The sequence below is a fragment of the Evansella sp. AB-P1 genome, from assembly GCF_029688925.1.
Classification (GTDB): domain Bacteria; phylum Bacillota; class Bacilli; order Bacillales; family Salisediminibacteriaceae; genus Evansella.
Map to the genome: position 1 here is coordinate 158751 of NZ_JARUKY010000002.1, position 20600 is coordinate 179350.

At 36.7% G+C, this 20600-nt stretch carries 19 protein-coding genes and 1 other annotated feature (1 of these 20 only partly in view); of the genes, 16 read left to right on the forward strand and 3 right to left on the reverse strand.

Annotated features, from left to right (window positions below):
- Positions 1–42 precede the first annotated feature (42 nt).
- The 3 genes from queA to yajC all read left to right on the forward strand — a co-directional run bounded on the left by queA (position 43) and on the right by yajC (position 2704).
- Positions 43–1071, forward strand: coding sequence for a tRNA preQ1(34) S-adenosylmethionine ribosyltransferase-isomerase QueA (queA, locus tag QA612_RS02950; RefSeq protein WP_278282263.1), 1029 nt, complete (start codon positions 43–45; stop codon positions 1069–1071).
- 41 nt (positions 1072–1112) lie between these two features.
- Positions 1113–2255 carry a tRNA guanosine(34) transglycosylase Tgt gene (gene tgt, locus QA612_RS02955; protein WP_278282264.1) on the forward strand — a complete coding sequence of 381 codons (1143 nt, stop codon included), beginning with the start codon at positions 1113–1115 and terminating at the stop codon, positions 2253–2255.
- Positions 2256–2440: 185 nt separating this feature from the next.
- Entirely contained in the window at positions 2441–2704 is a 264-nt protein-coding gene (gene yajC, locus QA612_RS02960; protein WP_278282265.1) for a preprotein translocase subunit YajC, read from the forward strand.
- 61 nt (positions 2705–2765) lie between these two features.
- Here the strand turns inward: yajC and QA612_RS02965 are convergent, their stop codons facing one another.
- Positions 2766–3143 carry a TIGR04086 family membrane protein gene (locus tag QA612_RS02965; protein WP_278282266.1) on the reverse strand — a complete coding sequence of 126 codons (378 nt, stop codon included), beginning with the start codon at positions 3141–3143 and terminating at the stop codon, positions 2766–2768.
- 157 nt (positions 3144–3300) lie between these two features.
- Between QA612_RS02965 and QA612_RS02970 the strand changes: the two genes are divergently transcribed.
- Together QA612_RS02970 and QA612_RS02975 are read left to right on the forward strand one after the other, a co-directional pair.
- On the forward strand, positions 3301–4590 hold the full coding sequence (locus QA612_RS02970; RefSeq protein ID WP_278282267.1) for an ArsB/NhaD family transporter: 1290 nt from the start codon (positions 3301–3303) through the stop codon (positions 4588–4590).
- Between the two features lie 94 nt (positions 4591–4684).
- Positions 4685–5344 carry a DUF421 domain-containing protein gene (locus tag QA612_RS02975; RefSeq protein ID WP_278282268.1) on the forward strand — a complete coding sequence of 220 codons (660 nt, stop codon included), beginning with the start codon at positions 4685–4687 and terminating at the stop codon, positions 5342–5344.
- Between the two features lie 488 nt (positions 5345–5832).
- Here the strand turns inward: QA612_RS02975 and QA612_RS02980 are convergent, their stop codons facing one another.
- Positions 5833–6324 (reverse strand): hypothetical protein, encoded by a 492-nt coding sequence (locus QA612_RS02980; RefSeq protein WP_278282269.1) that lies wholly within the window; start codon positions 6322–6324, stop codon positions 5833–5835.
- 677 nt (positions 6325–7001) lie between these two features.
- The gene (spoVB, locus tag QA612_RS02985; protein WP_278282270.1) at positions 7002–8552 is read right to left on the reverse strand and encodes a stage V sporulation protein B; all 1551 of its coding nucleotides are present in this window, start codon (positions 8550–8552) and stop codon (positions 7002–7004) included.
- A gap of 301 nt (positions 8553–8853) precedes the next feature.
- Between spoVB and QA612_RS02990 the strand changes: the two genes are divergently transcribed.
- From QA612_RS02990 to QA612_RS03040, 11 genes are all read left to right on the forward strand, one after another.
- Complete coding sequence (locus QA612_RS02990) at positions 8854–9627, forward strand: DUF368 domain-containing protein (protein ID WP_278282403.1); 774 nt, start codon at positions 8854–8856, stop codon at positions 9625–9627.
- A 60-nt stretch (positions 9628–9687) separates the two neighbouring features.
- Positions 9688–10008 (forward strand): post-transcriptional regulator, encoded by a 321-nt coding sequence (locus QA612_RS02995; RefSeq protein WP_278282271.1) that lies wholly within the window; start codon positions 9688–9690, stop codon positions 10006–10008.
- 189 nt (positions 10009–10197) lie between these two features.
- Complete coding sequence (secD, locus tag QA612_RS03000; protein ID WP_278282272.1) at positions 10198–11514, forward strand: protein translocase subunit SecD; 1317 nt, start codon at positions 10198–10200, stop codon at positions 11512–11514.
- Positions 11504–12430: a protein translocase subunit SecF gene (gene secF, locus QA612_RS03005; RefSeq protein ID WP_278282273.1), complete on the forward strand. Its 927-nt coding sequence runs from the start codon at positions 11504–11506 to the stop codon at positions 12428–12430. Before secD ends, secF begins: the two co-directional genes overlap by 11 nt.
- 183 nt (positions 12431–12613) lie before the next feature.
- Positions 12614–13528 (forward strand): cation diffusion facilitator family transporter, encoded by a 915-nt coding sequence (locus QA612_RS03010; RefSeq protein ID WP_278282404.1) that lies wholly within the window; start codon positions 12614–12616, stop codon positions 13526–13528.
- Complete coding sequence (locus QA612_RS03015) at positions 13525–13878, forward strand: LapA family protein (protein ID WP_278282274.1); 354 nt, start codon at positions 13525–13527, stop codon at positions 13876–13878. The genes QA612_RS03010 and QA612_RS03015 overlap by 4 nt, the downstream gene beginning before the upstream one ends.
- A 71-nt stretch (positions 13879–13949) precedes the next feature.
- Positions 13950–16298, forward strand: a complete 2349-nt coding sequence (recJ, locus tag QA612_RS03020; protein WP_278282275.1) for a single-stranded-DNA-specific exonuclease RecJ — start codon at positions 13950–13952, stop codon at positions 16296–16298.
- Positions 16299–16390: 92 nt separating this feature from the next.
- Positions 16391–16903, forward strand: coding sequence for an adenine phosphoribosyltransferase (locus tag QA612_RS03025; protein WP_278282276.1), 513 nt, complete (start codon positions 16391–16393; stop codon positions 16901–16903).
- A 647-nt stretch (positions 16904–17550) separates the two neighbouring features.
- Positions 17551–19731, forward strand: coding sequence for a RelA/SpoT family protein (locus QA612_RS03030; protein WP_278282277.1), 2181 nt, complete (start codon positions 17551–17553; stop codon positions 19729–19731).
- A 55-nt stretch (positions 19732–19786) separates the two neighbouring features.
- Positions 19787–20227, forward strand: a complete 441-nt coding sequence (gene dtd, locus QA612_RS03035; protein WP_278282278.1) for a D-aminoacyl-tRNA deacylase — start codon at positions 19787–19789, stop codon at positions 20225–20227.
- 72 nt (positions 20228–20299) lie between these two features.
- Positions 20300–20476 (forward strand): hypothetical protein, encoded by a 177-nt coding sequence (locus QA612_RS03040; protein ID WP_278282279.1) that lies wholly within the window; start codon positions 20300–20302, stop codon positions 20474–20476.
- 72 nt (positions 20477–20548) lie between these two features.
- Positions 20549–20600: a binding site (T-box leader), on the forward strand (it continues 190 nt past the right edge of the window).

The window sequence follows — 20600 nt, forward strand, 5'->3', positions numbered from 1 at the left end:
CATACTTAAATAACTATTAAATGTGAGGAATTGATAAATACAATGGACGTAAAAGAATTTGATTATGACTTACCAGAACGACTTATCGCACAAACTCCTTTAAAAGATCGAACAGCATCGAGGCTATTAGTGTTAAACAAAGAATCTGGAGAGATTGATCATCAACAGTTTCCAGATTTAATTCATTATTTGTCTCCTGGCGATGTTCTTGTATTAAATAATACGAAGGTCCTTCCAGCCCGTTTACTTGGAGTAAAGGAAGATACGGGTGCTAAAATTGAACTACTACTGTTGAACGAAGAAGGAGAAGATACATGGGAAGCATTAGTTAAACCAGCTAAAAGAGTCAAGGTTGGAACTGTTGTTCAATTTGGAGATGGGTTACTAAAAGGAACATGCGTTGAGGAGCTTCCAGAAGGAAGAAGGCGTATTCAATTTGATTACAAAGGAATTTTTAATGAGATTTTAGATAATCTCGGGCATATGCCACTACCTCCGTATATTCAAGAGCAATTAGAAGAAAAAGATCGTTATCAAACAGTATTTGCTAAGCACAGTGGTTCTGCAGCAGCACCAACGGCAGGTTTACATTTTACTAAAGACTTTTTGAGGAAAATGGAATCATCTGGTGTGAAAATTGTCTATATTACCCTTCATGTTGGACTTGGCACATTTCGACCTGTTTCTGTAGATACCATAGAGGATCATAAAATGCATGCTGAATTTTATGAAATGTCAGAAACGACTGCCAATATATTAAATGAAGCGAAAGAGACTGGGAAAAAAATTGTAGCTGTAGGTACCACATCCTGCCGTACGTTAGAAACAATTGCGTCCCAAACAAATGGAAAGTTTACAAAAACATCTGGCTGGACGGACATATTTATTTATCCTGGTTATTCATTTAAAGGAGTCGACGGTTTATTAACAAATTTTCATTTGCCAAAATCCACATTGGTGATGCTCGTAAGTGCTTTTGCAGGAAAAGAAAATATTTTAAAAGCATATAACCAGGCTGTAGAGGAGGAATATCGCTTTTTCAGCTTTGGAGATGCAATGCTATTAATTTAATGTAATGCTATGTATTTGAAAAAAAGAAGGAAGTGAATAGAGTGTCAGCAGCAATAACTTATGAACATATTAAAACATGTAAGCAATCTGGAGCAAGACTTGGTATCGTTCATACTCCACATGGGTCTTTTGAAACACCAATGTTTATGCCAGTAGGAACGTTAGCTACCGTAAAAACAATGAGTCCTGAAGATTTAAAGGACATGGGAGCAAAAATTATTTTAAGCAATACGTATCACTTATGGTTGCGACCAGGACATGACATTATTAAAGAAGCAGGTGGACTTCATACATTTATGAATTGGGATCGCCCTATTTTAACAGACTCTGGTGGATTTCAAGTTTTTAGTTTAAGTGATATGAGAAAGATTAAAGAAGAAGGAGTAGAGTTTCGAAATCACTTAAGTGGTGAACGATTATTTCTATCACCTGAAAAAGCTATGGAAATCCAAAATGATCTAGGGCCAGATATCATGATGGCCTTTGACGAATGTCCACCTTACCCTGCTGAACATGAATATATGAAAGCCTCAGTGGAGAGGACAAGCCGTTGGGCAGAAAGATGTTTAAAAGCTCATGGACGCCCAAATGATCAAGGATTATTTGGAATCGTACAAGGGGGGGAATATGAGGAACTCAGACGTCAAAGTGCACAAGATCTTGTTTCATTAGATTTTCCTGGCTATGCAATAGGAGGCTTATCTGTAGGAGAGCCGAAGGATGTTATGAATAGTGTATTAGAGTTTACAACGCCATTACTCCCTGATGATAAACCGAGGTATTTAATGGGGGTTGGATCACCTGATTCATTAATCGATGGATCGATTAGAGGTATTGATATGTTTGACTGTGTATTACCAACAAGAATTGCTCGTAATGGGACATTAATGACTAGTGAAGGGCGTTTAGTTGTAAGGAATGCAAAGTTTGCTAGAGATTTTAGACCATTAGATGAAAACTGTGATTGTCATGTATGTAAAAATTATAGTAGAGCATATATAAGGCACTTAGTTAAATGTGATGAAACGTTTGGGCTACGTCTTACAACGTACCATAACTTATACTTCCTTCTTAAATTAATGGAGAATGTCCGGGACGCTATTAGAGAGGACCGGCTTTTAGATTATCGAGAAGAGTTTTTTGAAGCATATGGCTTTAATAAACCGAATGCGAAAAACTTTTAAATAAAAAATAAAAATTTGCAATGTGATTTTTATTGCTTTTAACATAGATTATTGTCTAAAATAGAACGGGAGAGACAATCCTTGTTAAGAGGGAATTTGATGAATAATTTAGCTTTTGTATAAAGAGATGAAATTTTAATTTTATCAAAGGTTGAGGTGTTTATTACTGAAAGGGGTGAATTTTAATGGAATTTGCACAAGCATTATTACCGTTATTATTAATGTTTGCAATTTTTTATTTTCTTTTGATTCGACCACAACAAAAGCGTCAAAAGAGAATTCGTGAAATGCATGCAGCGCTTCAAAAGGGTGATCGTGTTATTACTATTGGTGGTATACACGGCACACTAGATGCGATTGACGAAGATAGAGTTGTTATCGATGTTAATAATGGACATAAGTTAACATTTGATCGTCAAGCAATTCGAGATGTTGTAAATCAAGATTAATATATATTAACTATTAATGTTAATAAAAAAACGATTTCCTTTTACAGGAAATCGTTTTTTACTAAAATGATTCTCCTCGAACATTAACTCCAAGCATTCCACCTAAGATAGCAATTAATACATAACCACTGTGTACAAGAAGTTGTTCCCCATCAAACCCTTGATTATAGCCTAAGTACTGGACTAAAAAAATTACGAAAGAATAAAGGATTGCAGTAGTAGCCCCAGCTAACCACCCCTTTTGTCCAGATCTCCCTCCTGAAATAAATCCTCCACAAAAAACCGCTAAAAAGGAGAAAATTAATAAAATCCAGGTTAGACTCCCTTCTTGAATGGAAGTAAACTTTAAGATTGCTGAACTAGTTAAACTTGCTAAAATGACGAGTACAAGTATCGTAAGTATTCCGTAAAGTGCACTACTAAAAATCCGTTGATGCATTCTTCATATCCCTCCCAATAAAAATCTTATTTTATACATATTCATAAGATAAAAATTTAGACGAGCTTTTTTAAAAAGATGACATACATAGAATTTGAATCATGTTTGTCCCAATCTTTTCATACAATGTATGGAACGAATGGGGAGGGACAGGTTAATGGATTGGATTGTAGCACTGGTTATCTTTATTATTAGTTATATTTTTATTATATCTGAAAAAATGAATCGAGCACTCATCGCCTGTGTTGGTGGCGTATTTATGCTATTTGCAGGTGTATTAGATTTGAATTCTGCATTTCTACAGCATATAGATTGGCATACTATTGTTTTATTGCTATCAATGATGATCCTTGTATCGATTACAAGTCAAAGTGGTTTTTTTGAATTTTTGGCTGTGTATATGGCTAAATTGATAAATGGTCGTCCTATACCACTATTAATCATGATTTCTACACTAACAGCAGTAGGTTCTGCGTTTTTAAATAATGTAACTACTGTATTATTGATTGTTCCTATCGTTCTTACTCTAACAAATATGCTGAAAATATCAGCTATTCCATATTTGCTATCCGCCATTTTAGCTTCCAATATAGGAGGAACGGCAACGCTTATTGGCGACCCTCCAAACCTAATGATAGGCCAAGCAGTTGAGCATCTAACATTTAATGATTTTTTAGTTCATTTAGGACCAATTGTTATTGTCATTTATATTGTCATTATGGTTGGTGTTTGTTTTTTATATCGGAATCAGCTTGAGGTATCAATCGACAATCAAAAAAAGTTAATGAGTATTCGACCAAAAGAATACTTACAGCATCGTTCTCTCCTTTTTAAATCTGTTACGGTTTTAGTATTGACTACTGTCGGTTTTATCGTTCAACCTCTTTTAAACGTTGAATTAACAAGTGTAGCCATGGCAGGTGCGTTGTTGCTTATGTTACTTACCCATGATGATAAGAGGACTGAAGAGGTTTTTCAATCTGTTGAATGGGTGACACTTTTCTTCTTTGTAGGATTGTTTATGCTTGTTGGAGGGTTAAAAGAAGTAGGGATTATTGATGAAATTGCTAAGTCAATTATATATTATACAGAAGGAGACTTACCTAAAACAGCGATGCTAATTCTTTGGGCATCAGGTATATTATCAGGTTTCGTAGATAATATTCCATTCGTAGCTGCCATGATTCCTGTTATATTAGAATTTCAGGATTATGGAATGACTAATTTAGATCCATTATGGTGGGCATTAGCTTTAGGTGCTTGCTTAGGTGGTAATGCAACATTAATTGGTGCAAGCTCTAATGTCATTGTTGCTGGGTTAGCTATGAAGGCAAAACAACCTTTCACCTACATGGATTTTCTGAAAATTGGAGCACCAACAGCTATTGTTTCGTTTGTATTATCAAGTATATACTTATATTTTAGATACTTAATTTTTTTTCAATAAGAGGATCATGGAAATTTCCAATCCTTCTCATTCATGTATTTCAGTCCTCTTGTAAAAAATAAAGTGGAATGAGGATGAGAAGGGGCGTTCACCAGTGGAATTCGGAACAATCATTACAAGAACAATTGTCATCTACATTGTGATCCTCCTTGTGTTTCGATTAATGGGAAAGCGAGAAATTGGAGAGCTTTCTGTTGTAGACTTTGTAATATCCATCATGCTTGCAGAGCTTGCAGTAATTTCGATAGAAAATGAAAGTGTACCAATGGCAAAGCAAATTGTTCCAATGCTTATATTGATGATCATACAAATAACTCTTGCGTTTGTATCGTTAAAAAGTCAGAAGCTACGTAAATTTATCGATGGTTCGCCATCTGTTTTAATTCGAAAAGGAAAAATTGACGAAAAAGAAATGAGGAAGCAGCGCTACAACTTTGACGATCTAATGCTCCAGCTTAGACAGAAAAACATTAAATACTTAGCAGATGTTGAGTTTGCAATACTTGAACCTTCCGGAGATTTGTCCATAATAAAAAAAGAAGAAGGCCCAAATGCAAAATCATACTCTCACTATCTACCGTTACCATTAATTCTAGATGGAAAGATACAAAAAGATCATTTACAGCAGATTGAGAAAACGGAACTGTGGTTACGGCAGGAATTGCGAAAACTTGGCTTCAGAGATGTAAAAAAAATATCGTATTGTTCACTAAATAAAGATGAACAATTTTTTGTAGACTTAATTGATACATGATGACTTCACAGCAAAAGCACCTCTGCATTTTGAATATGAAAATGCAGAGGTGCTTTTTTGTGCAAATAGTACTGAGGAAACCTGCAACCCGAAAAAGTCTACCCTGAAAATAGAACCGTTCAGGAGTGGATTTCGGCGACTCCAGTGGGAACAGCACGAGTCCGAAAATCCCCTGGCACTTACTGTGTAAGTGCTAGGTAGTTGAGGCCGTTCCCCACGGAAAGCGTCCAAGAAACGGATGAACCATCTTTATGTATAATTTTCATCCTCCATGGTGCAAGGCTTCACTTGCATCGGCGGTCTACCCTGAAAATACGCGGTATAAAAGCATAATGAAGTATCGACAAAAATGATTATTTTCATACCTTATGGTGCAAGTATTTCTTGCATGGGGGTCTACCCTGGAAATACAAATGATTCTGGAGTGAGAGGAATCGATTCAATCGACGAAACTTCAAATCCACTACCCGTTGTCTCGACGGAGGAAGCTACAGAACAACACTATACATAGGTAGATAATAAAGTGGCACTACAACTGGCAATTCTAAAAATTCATGATAGGTGATAGTGAAGAAGAAGGCTGAACCATCGAGATCCTGCGCATTGTTGATTTGCAGGCACATTGGCTCGCTTCTATCGGCCTGCAAATCTCTTTTTCCCATTTGCAGGCTCATTGGCATCCCTCTATACGCCTGCAAACCTCTTTTTTCCATTTGCAGGCACATTGGCTCGCTTCTATCGGCCTGCAAACCTCTTTTTTCCATTTGCAGGCACATTGGCTCGCTTCTATCGGCCTGCAAATCTCTTTTTCCCATTTGCAGGCTCATTGGCATCCCTCTATACGCCTGCAAACCTCTTTTTTCCATTTGCAGGCGTATTGGCTCGCTTCTATCGGCCTGCAAATCTCTTTTTTCCATTTGCAGGCGTATTGGCTCGCTTCTATCGGTCTGCAAACCTCTTTTTCCCATTTGCAGGCTCATTGGCTACCTTCTATACGACTGCAAACCTCTTTTTTCCATTTGCAGGCACATTGGCGACCGCAAAGTAGAGAAACCATAGAAGTGATTTTAGTGAAAGAACATTTTCATCCTGCATGGGTGTAATTTCCACTTGCATGAGAGGTCTACCCTGAAAATAAGAATGGTTCAGGAGTGAATGCGGTGACTCCAGCGGAAAAGCAATAGGTGAAGACCCGACAATTCGGCACGTTAGTGCGAAGTGTGGAGGCTGAGGCATTGCCCGCGGAAAGCTTCCGCATAGAACGGATGAACTTCTAGATGAATATTTTCATCCCCCATGGTGCAAATCTCCACTTGCATGGGCGGTCTACCCTGAAAATAGAAACGATTCAGCAGTGGAAGGTAGCGACTCCAGCGACGAGCATATGCTTCATGAATAAACTTCGAGTTGTCTCGACGCATATAACTACAGAGCAACACTTGTAGAGGCAGAGACAGGCCCATGTACTATAGCAGTATACAAAATGTATAGTGTGGAGTCTGGGGTGTTGCCCGTGCAGCTAGGATGACAGGATTACGCCGTTGCCCACAGGACGTGGGCTGCCCTTAGGTGTAATTGATTCACAAGTAACGGATGAACTTCCTGATGAGTAATTTTCATCCCTCAAGGTGAAAGTTCCATTTGCATGTTTTTACTTTTAAAGTAGCTTTCGTAAAAATGGTATGCGATTCACCTCATCCCTTTTAATAAGGCCTAGAATAAGAATAAGAAACATGTAAATGAAACCAGTTGTTAATACGGACAAACTAGTTTTTACTACTAAACTTTGCTGTAAAAATGAATGATTTAATAACCAAGTTGAAAAGTACCCAGTGATGAAAATAGCGAATATAACTTTTAACACATCTCTAAGGTGTAATGTGAAGCTTATGGTTTTTACTAACGTTGCAAAGTGTAGCAATGTGACTAAAAGGAATCCTACTACAATTGCTAATGCTGCCCCCATTATACCCAGTTCTGGTCGCGAGGCTAGTACAAAAATAGCTCCTATTTTAACAAAAGCCCCAATAAAACTATTAATCATTGCAGCTTTTGCTAATCCTAGTGCTTGTAATGCCGCTTGAAGAGGTGATTGGAAATATAAAAAAATGCTAAAAGGTGCCATCACTTTTAAATATGTTGCTACTGTTGGTGCATTGTAAACAAGCTCCATTACAGGCTCTGCATAGACATATAAGACAACAACAGCACCTCCACCTGACACTAAGGCTAGTCGAAGGGCCTGTGCAAGACGATGATGGATGAGACTGTAATTATTTTGATAAGCTGCTTCGCTAATAGCTGGAACTAACGATACGGATAAGGAATACGTTATAAAAGTTGGTAATAATAACATAGGAATCACGTATCCTGAAAGTTCTCCGTATTGAGCTGTAGCAATGGTAGTAGCTACACCAGCGATAGCTAAGCTTTGAGCTACAACAATAGGTTCAAAAAAGAAAGAGACTGATCCAATTAAGCGACTACCGGTAGTAGGCAAAGCGATAGACATTAAATCCTCGAACGTTCTCTTTCCTTCCTTTGCATAGCTAAAGAATTGCTTTCTTACACGAAATCTCTTCTTTTGTTTAAACATCGCAATCATAAAAATTAGAGAGGCTAATTCCCCAATTACGACAGATACCATTGCACCGGCTGCTGCATATTCAAGTCCAAGCGGTAAAAAAGCAGTGGTTAATGCTGCAACGAGTAAGATCCTTACGATTTGTTCAATAACCTGTGAGTAAGCGGTCGGCTTCATGTTCTGTAAGCCTTGAAAATAACCTCTTAATACAGACGATAATGCAACAATGGGCACAATTGGAGAAATTGCAATGAGAGGATAAAAAGCACGAGAATCTGTTAAGAGAGTTTTAGAAATGATTGGTGCAGCTAAGATCATAACAACTGTAAAAAGAATACTTAAAACTCCTGTGACAGATAAAGATACTACTAGGATACGCTTTATTCTTGCACGATCTTGGTCTGCATCCGCTTCTGCAACAAGCTTTGATATAGCTACTGGGAGTCCCATCTGGGTTAATGTAATAACTAGAAGGAGAGTAGGAACAGCCATCATGTATAAACCGACACCTTCAGCGCCCATAATTCTTGCAACCACTATTTTATTTATGAATCCTAATAATCGTGTTATAAGTCCTGCAGCTATTAAGATGAAGGCTCCTTTTAAAAAGGATTGCTTTGTCATGAATAACCCTACTTTCTATGTGAAAAAGTTATTTTCTGTTTAAGGTGTAGATGGTAGTATGAAAACTAAAATCACTACATAGAACATAAAAAATACACTTTTTAAAATTCAAAAAGTAATAGATTTTTTCATTAAAGATGTATATGCTGAAAAGGGGGCCAAGCATGACAAGTTTTAGAAATTGTTAAACTTTAATTTATAACAAGGAAGTTGTTAAAGAATACAGATAATAATTTAAATACATAATCTTTGAGGTGAATAGAAATTGTTCGTAGAATGGAGAAATCTTTATCGCGGTGCCATGATGGGAATTACGGAGCTGGTTCCCGGTGTCAGTAGTGGGACAATAGCTGTAGTATTAGGGATATATGATCAATTAATCGTTGCTATTAATGGTTTATTTAGTAAGGAGTGGAAGAAGCATTTAGCTTTTCTTATACCACTTGGTGTAGGAATGGTCATTGCTATTTTGTCATTTGTTAAACTAATTCGATATTTATTAGATCATCATCAAGAACCTACTCATTTTTTTTTCTTAGGCTTAATTATAGGTGTTCTACCTCTTCTTATTAGGAAAGCTAATGTAAAAGCTACATTTGGTAAGGGGCATTATATAGCTCTATCTGTAGCCGCTATATTAGTAGGTATGTTAGAATTTGTTCCAAAAGGTGATGCAGAAGCAATAGTTTCGTTAACAGTACAAAATACTTTTGGTTTATTTTTCTCTGGGTGGTTAGCTAGTGTATCTATGCTTTTGCCTGGAATAAGTGGATCTCTTGTTTTTCTTATCCTTGGTGTATATGACACAGCAACTTTAGCATTAGATACCTTTAATTTTCCTATTATTATCGTAATTGGTAGCGGTGTTGTTTTTGGATTCTTTGTAAGTAGTAAAGTCATTAAGTATTTATTAAAAAACTTTCATTATATGACGTATGCAGTTATTATTGGTCTCGTTTTAGGATCAACCATTATTATTTATCCAGGTATTAGTTCCGTTTATGTCATTTTTCCAAGTGTTATTACGTTTATTGGAGGAGCTGTTACGGCATTTTTATTAGGTTCAAAGGGATAGATAATTGGTTATAATGATAAGAAGGTGTATTTTACTAATACATGTTAGGAGGTATGCATGATGACTGAAGAGCAATGGGAAGAATGGAAAAAAGAAGTTGATACAATTTTAGATAGTAAGGTAGAGGAATGGAAGCTACTAGGTTATGAAAAAGTGAAGAAAGAGGAAATCTGGGATTGCTTTATGAAAAAGCTACCTAGATTAGATGCGCCAGAGCCTATGCGATTATATTGGGTAGTTTCTGAACTGTTTCACCTAAAAGTAAATGATTATATGAATTGGCTGACTTTAGAAGCGTACCAAGGTCCTAGCTGGTTTGATAATGAAGATGCAGTATCCTTTCGATTAGATAGTTTTAAAAAGGAACAATCACATAGATAAGGATATTATTGACATCGTTTTTTTATCATCGCTATAATAATACATGTTAACTCATTTTTGATACGCTTACATAAAGAAATTAAATGGTGCCTCCAATAGATTTTAACTATTGGACACTGTACGCTTTATAAAGGCTTGGGTTACCAAGTTTTCTTTTTATGCGTGATTATGAAGGAGGACAATTTGTTCATGAAAAAGAAGAGAGGGGTCAAAAAAGGGAGGATTGTTACATTTTTTATTATCGTTGCAGCTTTAGCAGCGTTAATTGCAACAAACGTCCTTGACCATGCAGAGGAAATTAGTTTAGGTCTTGATCTTCAAGGTGGTTTTGAAGTCCTTTATGAAGTTCACCCAATAGAGGAAGGACAAGAAATAAATCGAAGCCTATTAAGTGATACAGTTGCTTCGATTAACGCAAGAATTAATGTTCTTGGTGTATCGGAACCGAATGTAAGAATTGAAGGGGACGATAGGATTCGCGTACAGCTTGCGGGTGTATCAGATCAGCAAACGGCTCGAGAGGTCTTATCAACGCAAGCGAGGTTAACATTCCGTGACATCGACGATAATATGATGTTAGATGGATCAGATCTTGTTGAAGGCGGGGCTAGACAAAGTTTTGATCAATATAATCAGCCAAATGTAACAGTTACATTAAGAGATGCGAATTTATTTGGGGATGTAACTCAAGAGATCTTATCTAGAGATATTTTAGAAGAAAGAAGACTTGTCATTTGGTTAGATTGGGAGGAAGGGGATACCTTCATTGAGGAATATGGTAAGGAAGACTCCAAAATTGTTTCAGCACCTGCTGTAAGTCAAGTGCTACGAACAACCAATATTGAAATAAACGGTAATTTTACAATAGAAGAAGCACAACAGCTTGCTGGTATTTTAAACGCAGGGGCTCTTCCAGTTGAATTGGAAGAGATTTATTCCAATGCAGTTGGGGCATCTCTAGGTGAGCAGGCGATGGATGCAGCAATATTTGCTGGATTTATAGGGATTGCTTTAATTTTTGCCTATATGATCTTTTATTATCGATTTATGGGCGCTATCGCAATCGTTACATTAAGTGTTTACATTTATATTGTGTTAGTCGTATTTAATTGGATGAATGCAGTACTAACGTTGCCAGGTATTGCAGCCCTTATTCTTGGAGTAGGTATGGCGGTAGATGCAAACATTATTACGTACGAACGAATAAAGGACGAATTACGTTCCGGAAAATCGACTATGAGTGCTTTTAAAGCAGGTGGTCGTAGATCTTTGTCAACGATACTTGATGCAAATATTACAACAATATTAGCAGCAGCCGTTTTATTTTATTTTGGAACGAGTGCTGTACAAGGGTTTGCAGTAATGCTTATCGTTAGTATTTTAACAAGTTTCCTAACGGCTGTATTTGGTACAAGACTATTATTAAGTTTATGGATAAACAGTCGTATTTTGAATGGGAAGCCCCGCTTATTCGGTGTGAAGGAGAGTGAAATTAGTGAACTTTGATCACGCAGCGACGAAACTTGATTTTGTAAAACATCGAAAAAAATTCTTCCTCTTTTCTGGGGTACTTCTCTTTGTTGGGATCATATTACTTTCGACGGTTGGACTTAACTTAGGTATTGATTTCCGAAGTGGAACAACGGTTGAGGTTTTATCTAACGATCCTGTTACCTCAGAAGAAGTTTCTGCGGAATTTGAAGCGATTGGTTTCACTCCAGATGATATTACGATTGCAGGAGATAATAACGAAATTGGACGAGCTGGCTTTATTGGCCCATTGAACCAAGAAGAGACGTTACTCATTCAAAGACACTTTGAGGAGATATATGGACACACACCGACAGCAAACACAGTTACACCGATGGTTGGGGAAGAGTTAGCAAGAAATGCTATCATTTCAGTACTAATCGCTGCTGTTGGAATCATCATTTATGTTACGATTCGATTTGAATTTCTTTATGGAATTTCTGCCATTGTAGCCTTATTCCATGATGCTTTGTTTATTCTTGTGGTGTTCAGTATTTTGCAATTGGAAGTGACCATTCCATTTATTGCTGCAGTATTAACCATTGTTGGTTATTCGATAAATGATACAATTGTTACCTTTGACCGCATTCGTGAGAATATGAAATATGAAAAGAAAGTAAAGTCATTTAATGATGTAGCGAGAGTTGTAAACAAAAGTCTCGTACAAACATTGGCACGTTCTATTAATACAGTATTAACGGTAGTATTCGCTGCAGGAGCACTATTTATATTTGGTGGAGAAGCACTTCGTACCTTCTCGTTTGCCCTCGTTGTCGGGCTAGTGGCAGGAACGTATTCTTCATTATTTATCGCGGCACAGCTTTGGTTAGTATTAAAGTCGAAGCAACTTGAAAGAATGAGAAAACGACCTATAGAACAGACTGAAGCATAATATTTTAAATAGTAAGGGATGTCAAAGGGGATCGAAGCCTTTTATGACATCCCTTTTCCCCTCTTTTGAAAAGGAATAAGAAATTCGTTCTTTTACTAATAAAATTAGGTGTAAAAAACAATAATGTTACAGTAGGAAAAAAATGTGTAGAACATGGTGGAAGGTGTAATAGAAATGGAAAACATTAATCACGATGAACGGTATAAAAAAGTAAAATTTGGAGCTTGGGTAGGAATTATTGGTAACATTGCTCTTGCTATATTAAAAGCCATTGTAGGAGTGATCTCTAATAGTCGCGCTTTAGTGGCAGATGCCGTTCACTCTGCATCTGATGTTGTAGGTTCTGTAGCAGTTTTAATTGGAATTCGTGCTGCACAGCTTCCTCCAGATCGTGATCACCCTTATGGTCATGGAAAAGCAGAAACAGTCACAGCGATTATTGTTGCTGTCTTACTTTTTTTTGTTGGTCTAGAAATCGCAATTGGGGCTGTAAAAGCTTTTTTTGAACCAATAGCTGTACCAAAAACTGTAGCTATTTATGCTGTTATTTTATCTATTATTGTAAAAGAATGTATGTTTCGTTATAAAATATATTTGGGTAAAAAATATAAGAGTGATGCTTTAATTACAGATGCTTGGCATCATCGTTCAGATGTTTTTTCATCAGTAGCAGCTTTGTTAGGTATTGGGGCATCCATTCTAGGTGGGGCAATTGGTATTTCTTTTCTTGTTTACGCTGATCCGTTAGCTGGTCTATTTGTTGCATTGTTAATTTGTAAAATGGCATGGAAGCTAGGGAGTGAAGCGATTCATAATACTCTTGATCATGTTTTGCATGATGAGGATACAAAAGAGATGCTTCAAACAGTAGAGAAAGTACCAGGTGTTTTGGAAGTTAATGAACTATTAGCAAGAGAGCACGGTCATTATGTTATTGTTGATTTGAAAATTGCTGTTGATCCAACAATAACTGTGGAGGACGGGCATAAAATCGGGAAGAGGGTGAAAGAAAAGCTGATGGAGGATAACTACGTTCAAGATGTTCGCGTTCATATTAATCCATACGGTAGTAATGGGCAGGAGGTAGAGTTAGAATGAGAGGTCAATGGACTTTAATTGTTGGAATCATTGTTGCTTTAATTATCGCTGTTTTTGCTGTTATTAATGTAGACCCTGTAGAGGTGAATTATATTTTTGGTCAAAATGAATGGCCATTAGTATTAGTAATTTTAGTATCTGTCCTTATGGGGGGACTTATTGTTGGTAGTGTTGGTATGTATAAGCTATATAAGCTACAACAAGAGGTGAAAACTTTACGGAAAAAATTAGGTGAAGGACAGAGTACAAGTGCTTCTGTCAACAATACTGAAGGGAAAAACGGAAAAAAGAATGGTGAGATTTCAAAGGAAAGTCAAATGAGTAAACCGAAACAGGATAAAAATGCATAGTATTAATCTAGTTATAAGCATTGCCACCCTTCGATAGCTTTTGTATAATAGCTTAGTTAGGGGTGGTTTTTATGTTACAAGGAAAAGCACGGTGGAACGTATCGAAAATAGATGAATCAGTAGTGAAGTCGTTAGCTGAAAAGCTAGGAATTTCCATGATTGCTTCCCGTTTTTTAGTTCAACGAGGTTTTACTGATTACGATAAAGCGAAAGAATTTTTACATATAGAACCTTCAGCTATGCACGATCCATTTTTACTAAAAGATATGGAGAAGGCAACAAATAGAATTCAAGCAGGCATTGAACGGGGCGAAAATATTCTTGTATTTGGTGATTATGATGCAGATGGTGTAACGAGTACTTCATTAATGTATTTAACTTTAAAACAATTAGGTGCAAATGTAGGCTTTTATGTTCCTAATCGATTTACAGAAGGATATGGTCCAAATGAGCAAGCCTTTCGTCATGCAAAAGAAGAAGATGTTTCAATAATCATAACTGTAGACACTGGTATTTCAGCAGTTCATGAAGCAAATGTGGCAAAGGAGCTAGGGATCGATTTAATTATTACAGATCACCATGAGCCTCCTCCAGAAATTCCTGATGCATATGCCGTTATAAATCCTAAACAAGAAGATTGTACGTATCCTAATCCTAATCTAGCAGGAGTAGGAGTTGCCTTCAAGGTTAGTCACGGGTTATTAAATCGTTGTCCGGAAGAATACTTTGATCTAGTTGCAATGGGTACGATTGCAGATTTAGTGCCTTTAGTAGGGGAAAATCGGTTTTTAGCAATAGCTGGGGTTCGTAGTTTAACGAAAGAGCAACGCCCTGGGGTAAAAGCATTATTGGAGCAATGTGGTATTACACCTACAGAGATGACAGAAGAGCAGATTGGTTTTATGATTGGTCCACGTCTAAATGCAGCTGGAAGATTAGATTCTGCTGAGCCAGCTGTCCACTTATTAATCTCTGAAGATGTGATAGAAGCTTTAGAATTAGCTACAATGATAGATGATTTAAACAAAGAAAGACAAAAAATTGTAAATGATATCGTAACGGAAGCTGAAGAGGAAGTGTTAAAGAAAGAGGAATTACCACCAGTTCTTATTATTGGTAAGGAAGGATGGAATGCTGGTGTTATTGGAATTGTTGCAAGTAGATTAGTGGAAAAATTTTATCGACCAACAATTATCTTAAGCTATGATTTTGAGACCGGGCTTGCTAAAGGATCAGCGAGAAGTATAAATGGATTTGATCTGTTTCAATCCTTATCTCAATGTCGAGAATGGTTACCTCATTTTGGTGGACATACTATGGCCGCAGGTTTAACGATGAAAATTGAGCATATTCCATTACTTCAAGAGAAATTAAATAGTATTGCAGAGTCTACTATGTCACCAGAGGATTGGGAACGGTCTCTTTCAGTAGATTTACCAGTATCTTTGAGTGAAGTGACAATTAAGGCTATTCAAGATTTACAATGTATGGCTCCATTTGGAGTAGGGAATCCTGCTCCTAAGGTTTTGGTTGAGAAAGCGCAGATATCCTCTGCCAAAAAAATAGGTACTAAGGATGATCATTTAAAGCTTGCTTTAAAACAAGGGGACAGTCCGTTGGATGGAATTGGATTTCGAATGGGAGATCTATACGATCAATTATCTCCATTAGCTAACGTTTCCTTAGTTGGCCAGCTATCAATTAATGAGTGGAATGGTCACAGTAAGCCACAAATGGTTATTGAAGATATAAAAGTAGAGGAATGGCAGCTTTTTGATTTGCGTGGTGTAAAGGACATAACAAAAAAATCAAATGTACTTCCTACTACAGATGTGGCAGTGGTTGTATTTCGAAAAGAATCTGAGGAAATATTATCCATGCTTCCTCAGGATTGGTTAGTAGTTAACTGTATAGATAAGGATGGAGTAATACCCAAACATCTAGATAATAAGCATCTATTATTTCTAGATCTTCCTGAGTCTATGAGCCAGATAAAAAATGTATTACATTCAGGGGGAACACCTCTACGTATCTATGTAGCATTTATCCATGATAGAGATTACTTTTTTGACATGCAACCAACACGAGAACACTTTAAGTGGTTTTATGCTTTTATGATGAAACGGAAATCCTTTGATATAAATAAAAATGGTACAGATTTAGGGAAGCATAAAGGGTGGCCAATTGATGCAATTCATTTTATTTGTCAGGTGTTTTTTGAATTGGAATTTGTTAAAATAAATAATGGAATTGTAACGATTGTGGAACAACCTAATAAGAAGGATTTGTTAGACTCATCTACTTATCAAAAGCGAATGGAACAAAGTGACATTGAAAATGAACTGCTTTATTCTTCATTAGGGCAGTTAAAGGAATGGTTTTCGAAGCACTTAAAGGAAAAAGTTCCAACATATAGTTAGTATGAAAGGGAGTACCTGTGCAGTACTTCAGGCCCTTTGCCCTTTTCGATAATTTTTAGAAAATGATGTTAGTTAACTAGGAGGAAGTTTGAATGAATTTTAAAGATTATATTACGGTGGTCCCTAATTTCCCAAAGGAAGGGATAAAATTCAAAGATATTACAACGTTAATGGAAGATGGACAAGCGTACAAAAAAGCTATTGACGAAATGGTAGCTTTTGCAAAAGAAAAGGACATCGATGTTGTAGTGGGGCCAGAGGCTAGAGGCTTTGTAGTTGGGTGTCCTATATCATATGCATTAGAAGTTGGTTTTGTCCCAGTTAGAAAAGCAGGGAAATTACCTAGAGAAGTGATTGAAGTTGATTACGGCTTGGAATATGGAAAGGATTCTCTTAACCTCCATAAAGATTCTATTAAGCCAGGACAAAAGGTTTTAATAACTGATGATTTATTAGCAACTGGTGGTACAATTGAGGCAACTATTCAAATGGTGGAAAAGCTTGGTGGCCAGGTTGCAGGTATCGCTTTTATGATTGAATTAAGTTATTTAGATGGACGAAAAAAATTAGATAAATACGATGTATTTTCACTGATGACATACTAATCAAACACTAAACATTTCATAACATAACTTTCAGGGGTGTTACATTACACTCCCTGAATAAAACTAAAGCTTGTGATGGCATAACTCGCTATACTACTTGATAAACAGATTTATTTTTAGTCTACCCTGAAAATAAGTATGGGTTCAGTAGTGACGAGCATATGCTTCACGAATAAACTACGAGTTGTCTCGACGCATATAACAACAGAGCTACACTTGCAGAGGCAGAGACAGGCCCATTTACTTTAGCAGTATACAAATTGTATAGTCTGGAGGCTGAGTCCGTGCCCCACGGTAAAGAAGACACTGTGAAGCATGAACAGATGTCGTACTTATGACTGTGGTGAAAGCGACTGCCTGCAACGGATGAACCCCTCTTAGAAAGGATATTTTCATACCCCTTGGTGTAAATTCTTACTTGCAAGAGGGTCTACATATAAAAAGAATAACATCATTGCTAAAAAAAGCATTGTATAATATACTAATTCCATTATGTTGTACAGAAAAATATGTTATTCTTAATGAAAGTCTTTTCTACGGAAGAGGCGACTTTTTTTATATGGGAATTCGACAATATTCTCATTCTTTACAAAAATATTAAACTATCCGAAAATAAAAGAAATAAGACTGGATGTTAAGGTGATTTCATGAATAGTGAACAAGTAATTCAAAGGGCAAGTGAATATTTGGGAGAAAAAGAAATTGCTTTTTTAAAGAAGGCTTATGATGTGGCGGAGTCTGCTCATAAAGAGCAATTCCGTAAGTCAGGTGAGCCTTATATTTGGCATCCAGTACAAGTAGCTGGGATATTAGTGGACCTTGGTATGGATCCAAATACAATCGCAGCTGCCTTCCTTCATGATGTGGTTGAAGATACAGATGTTACATTGGAGGAACTAGAAAAGGAATTTGGAAAAGAAGTAGCGATGCTTGTAGATGGTGTAACAAAGCTAGGGAAAATTAAGTATAAATCGAAAGAAGAACAGCAAGCAGAAAACCATCGGAAAATGTTCGTGGCTATGGCTAGGGATATTCGGGTAATATTAATAAAGCTAGCAGACAGACTGCATAATATGCGGACGTTAAAACATCTTCCCCCAGAAAAACAACGAAGAATTGCCAACGAAACACTTGAAATTTTTGCTCCATTAGCTCACAGATTAGGGATTTCGAAGATTAAGTGGGAGCTTGAGGATACTGCATTACGATACATGAACCCTCAGCAATACTATCGAATTGTAAACTTAATGAAGAAGAAGAGAGCCGAACGTGAGGAATATGTTGAAGCGGTTCAACAAAAGATTCGTGAACGGTTAGAGCAAGTAAATGTGAAAGCAGAAATACACGGACGCGCTAAGCATATTTATAGTATTTATCGTAAAATGGCTCTTCAAAATAAACAATTTAATGAGATTTATGACTTATTAGCAGTTCGAATAATCGTGGATAGTATAAAAGACTGTTATGCAGTTTTAGGAATCATCCATACCCATTGGAAGCCAATGCCTGGCCGATTTAAGGACTATATTGCTATGCCAAAGGCGAATATGTACCAGTCTCTTCATACGACCGTAATTGGTCCTAAAGGTGATCCATTAGAGGTTCAAATACGTTCTGAGGAAATGCATAAAATTGCTGAATTTGGTGTTGCTGCTCATTGGGCCTATAAAGAAGGAAAAACTGTTACAAGTGCTGAATCACTAGAAACAAAGATGTCATGGTTTAGAGAAATTTTGGAATGGCAAAACGATGCGAACGATGCACAAGAATTTATGGAATCGTTAAAAATTGATTTATTTTCTGATATGGTCTTTGTATTTACTCCTAAAGGGGATGTTATTGAATTACCAAAGGGCTCTGTTCCACTAGACTTCGCGTTCAGAATTCATACAGAAGTAGGAAACAGGTGTATTGGTGCAAAGGTAAATGGCAAAATGGTACCTCTTGATCATGTATTGAAAACAGGAGATATCGTTGAAGTCCTTACTTCTAAGCATTCCTATGGTCCAAGTCAAGATTGGTTGAAGGTTACTCAAAGCTCTCATGCTAAAAATAAAATACGTCAGTGGTTCAAGAAAGAACGTCGGGAAGAAAATGTGGAAAAAGGACGAGAGTTAGTGGAAAAGGAAATTGAAAGGAAAGGCTTTTCCATTAAAGAAGTAATGATTGATGAAAATATTGAACGTGTTGCGAACAAATTTAACTTTACTGCAGAAGAGGATATGTATGCAGCCGTTGGTTACGGAGGCATCACTGCTTCTCAAATTGTAACGAGATTAACGGATAATATTAGGAAACAACAAGACGAGGAGCAAGAGAATCTAACTCTCAATCAGGCAGTAGAAGAATTAAAGCCATATGATACTACCCGTAAGGCGAGTGTAGGAGTAAGGGTAAAAGGGATTGATAACTTACTTATACGTTTATCCCGTTGCTGTAATCCGGTTCCTGGAGATGATATTGTAGGATATATCACAAAAGGACGTGGAGTCTCTATTCATCGAAGTGACTGTCCAAATATTAATACAGAAGAAGCTAGCACCCGTTTACTTCCTGTTGAATGGGAAGGAGATCAGCAACAATCGAAGAATTATAATGTCGATATAGAAATTTCAGGTTATGATCGAAGAGGCTTATTAAATGAAGTACTACAAGCTGTAGCGGAAACGAAAACAAATATAAATGCTGTTAGTGGTCGAACGGACAAAAATAAGATGGCTACAATTGATATGACTATTTCTATACACAATATATCTCATCTTCATAAAGTAGTAGAACGAATAAAACAAATTTCTGATATATATTCTGTCAGAAGGGTTATGCATTAATCAATGAAAACGTAATACTTCATATTCTTTAGATAGATAGAGAAAGAGGGATTTGATGCGAGTAGTAGTTCAACGTTCGTTAGGAGCAAAGGTGGATGTTGCAGGAGAAATTGTAGGTGAAATTGACCAAGGTCTCGTCTTACTCGTTGGAATCTCGCATGATGATACAGAGGCAGATGTTCAATATGTTGCTGATAAGATTGCAAATTTAAGAATATTCGAGGATGAGAATAATAAATTAAATTTGTCAGTGAAAGATGCTAAAGGTCAAATCCTATCCATTTCACAATTTACTCTTTATGGTGACTGTCGTAAAGGTAGGAGACCTAATTTTATGGCAGCGGCAAAACCAGATTATGCTGAAAAGCTCTACGAGTTGTTTAATACGAAATTAAGAGAGCTTGATCTACAAGTAGAAACAGGCTCCTTTGGTGAAATGATGAATGTATCCTTTACAAACCACGGTCCTGTTACTTTAATTGTAGAAAGCGTTTAAAACGACCTTTATAAAAAATGAGTAATCTTCTGCTTTTTTGGTAAAACTGTAAAAAAAGTGGAGGGATTACATATGAGATCAGGACATCAGCATGAAAGGTTTACAAATCCAGCATCTAAACTAATGGGCGTCAATCTTCACAGGTTTACAGAAGTAGAACAGCATTCAGATAATTATGAGATTGCTTCTGAATTTGGATTGTCGCTAAGAGAAGTAAAAGCATTAAAGAAACGGATGCAAAGGAATTAAATATTTTTTTCCGTTTTAACGTTGACATATAATATAACAATGATTATGATTAAAAAAATTGAATTTATATTTTCATCACCGTTGAAGGAGAAGAGTAATGAAGGAACACCTGTACCAGAGAGGA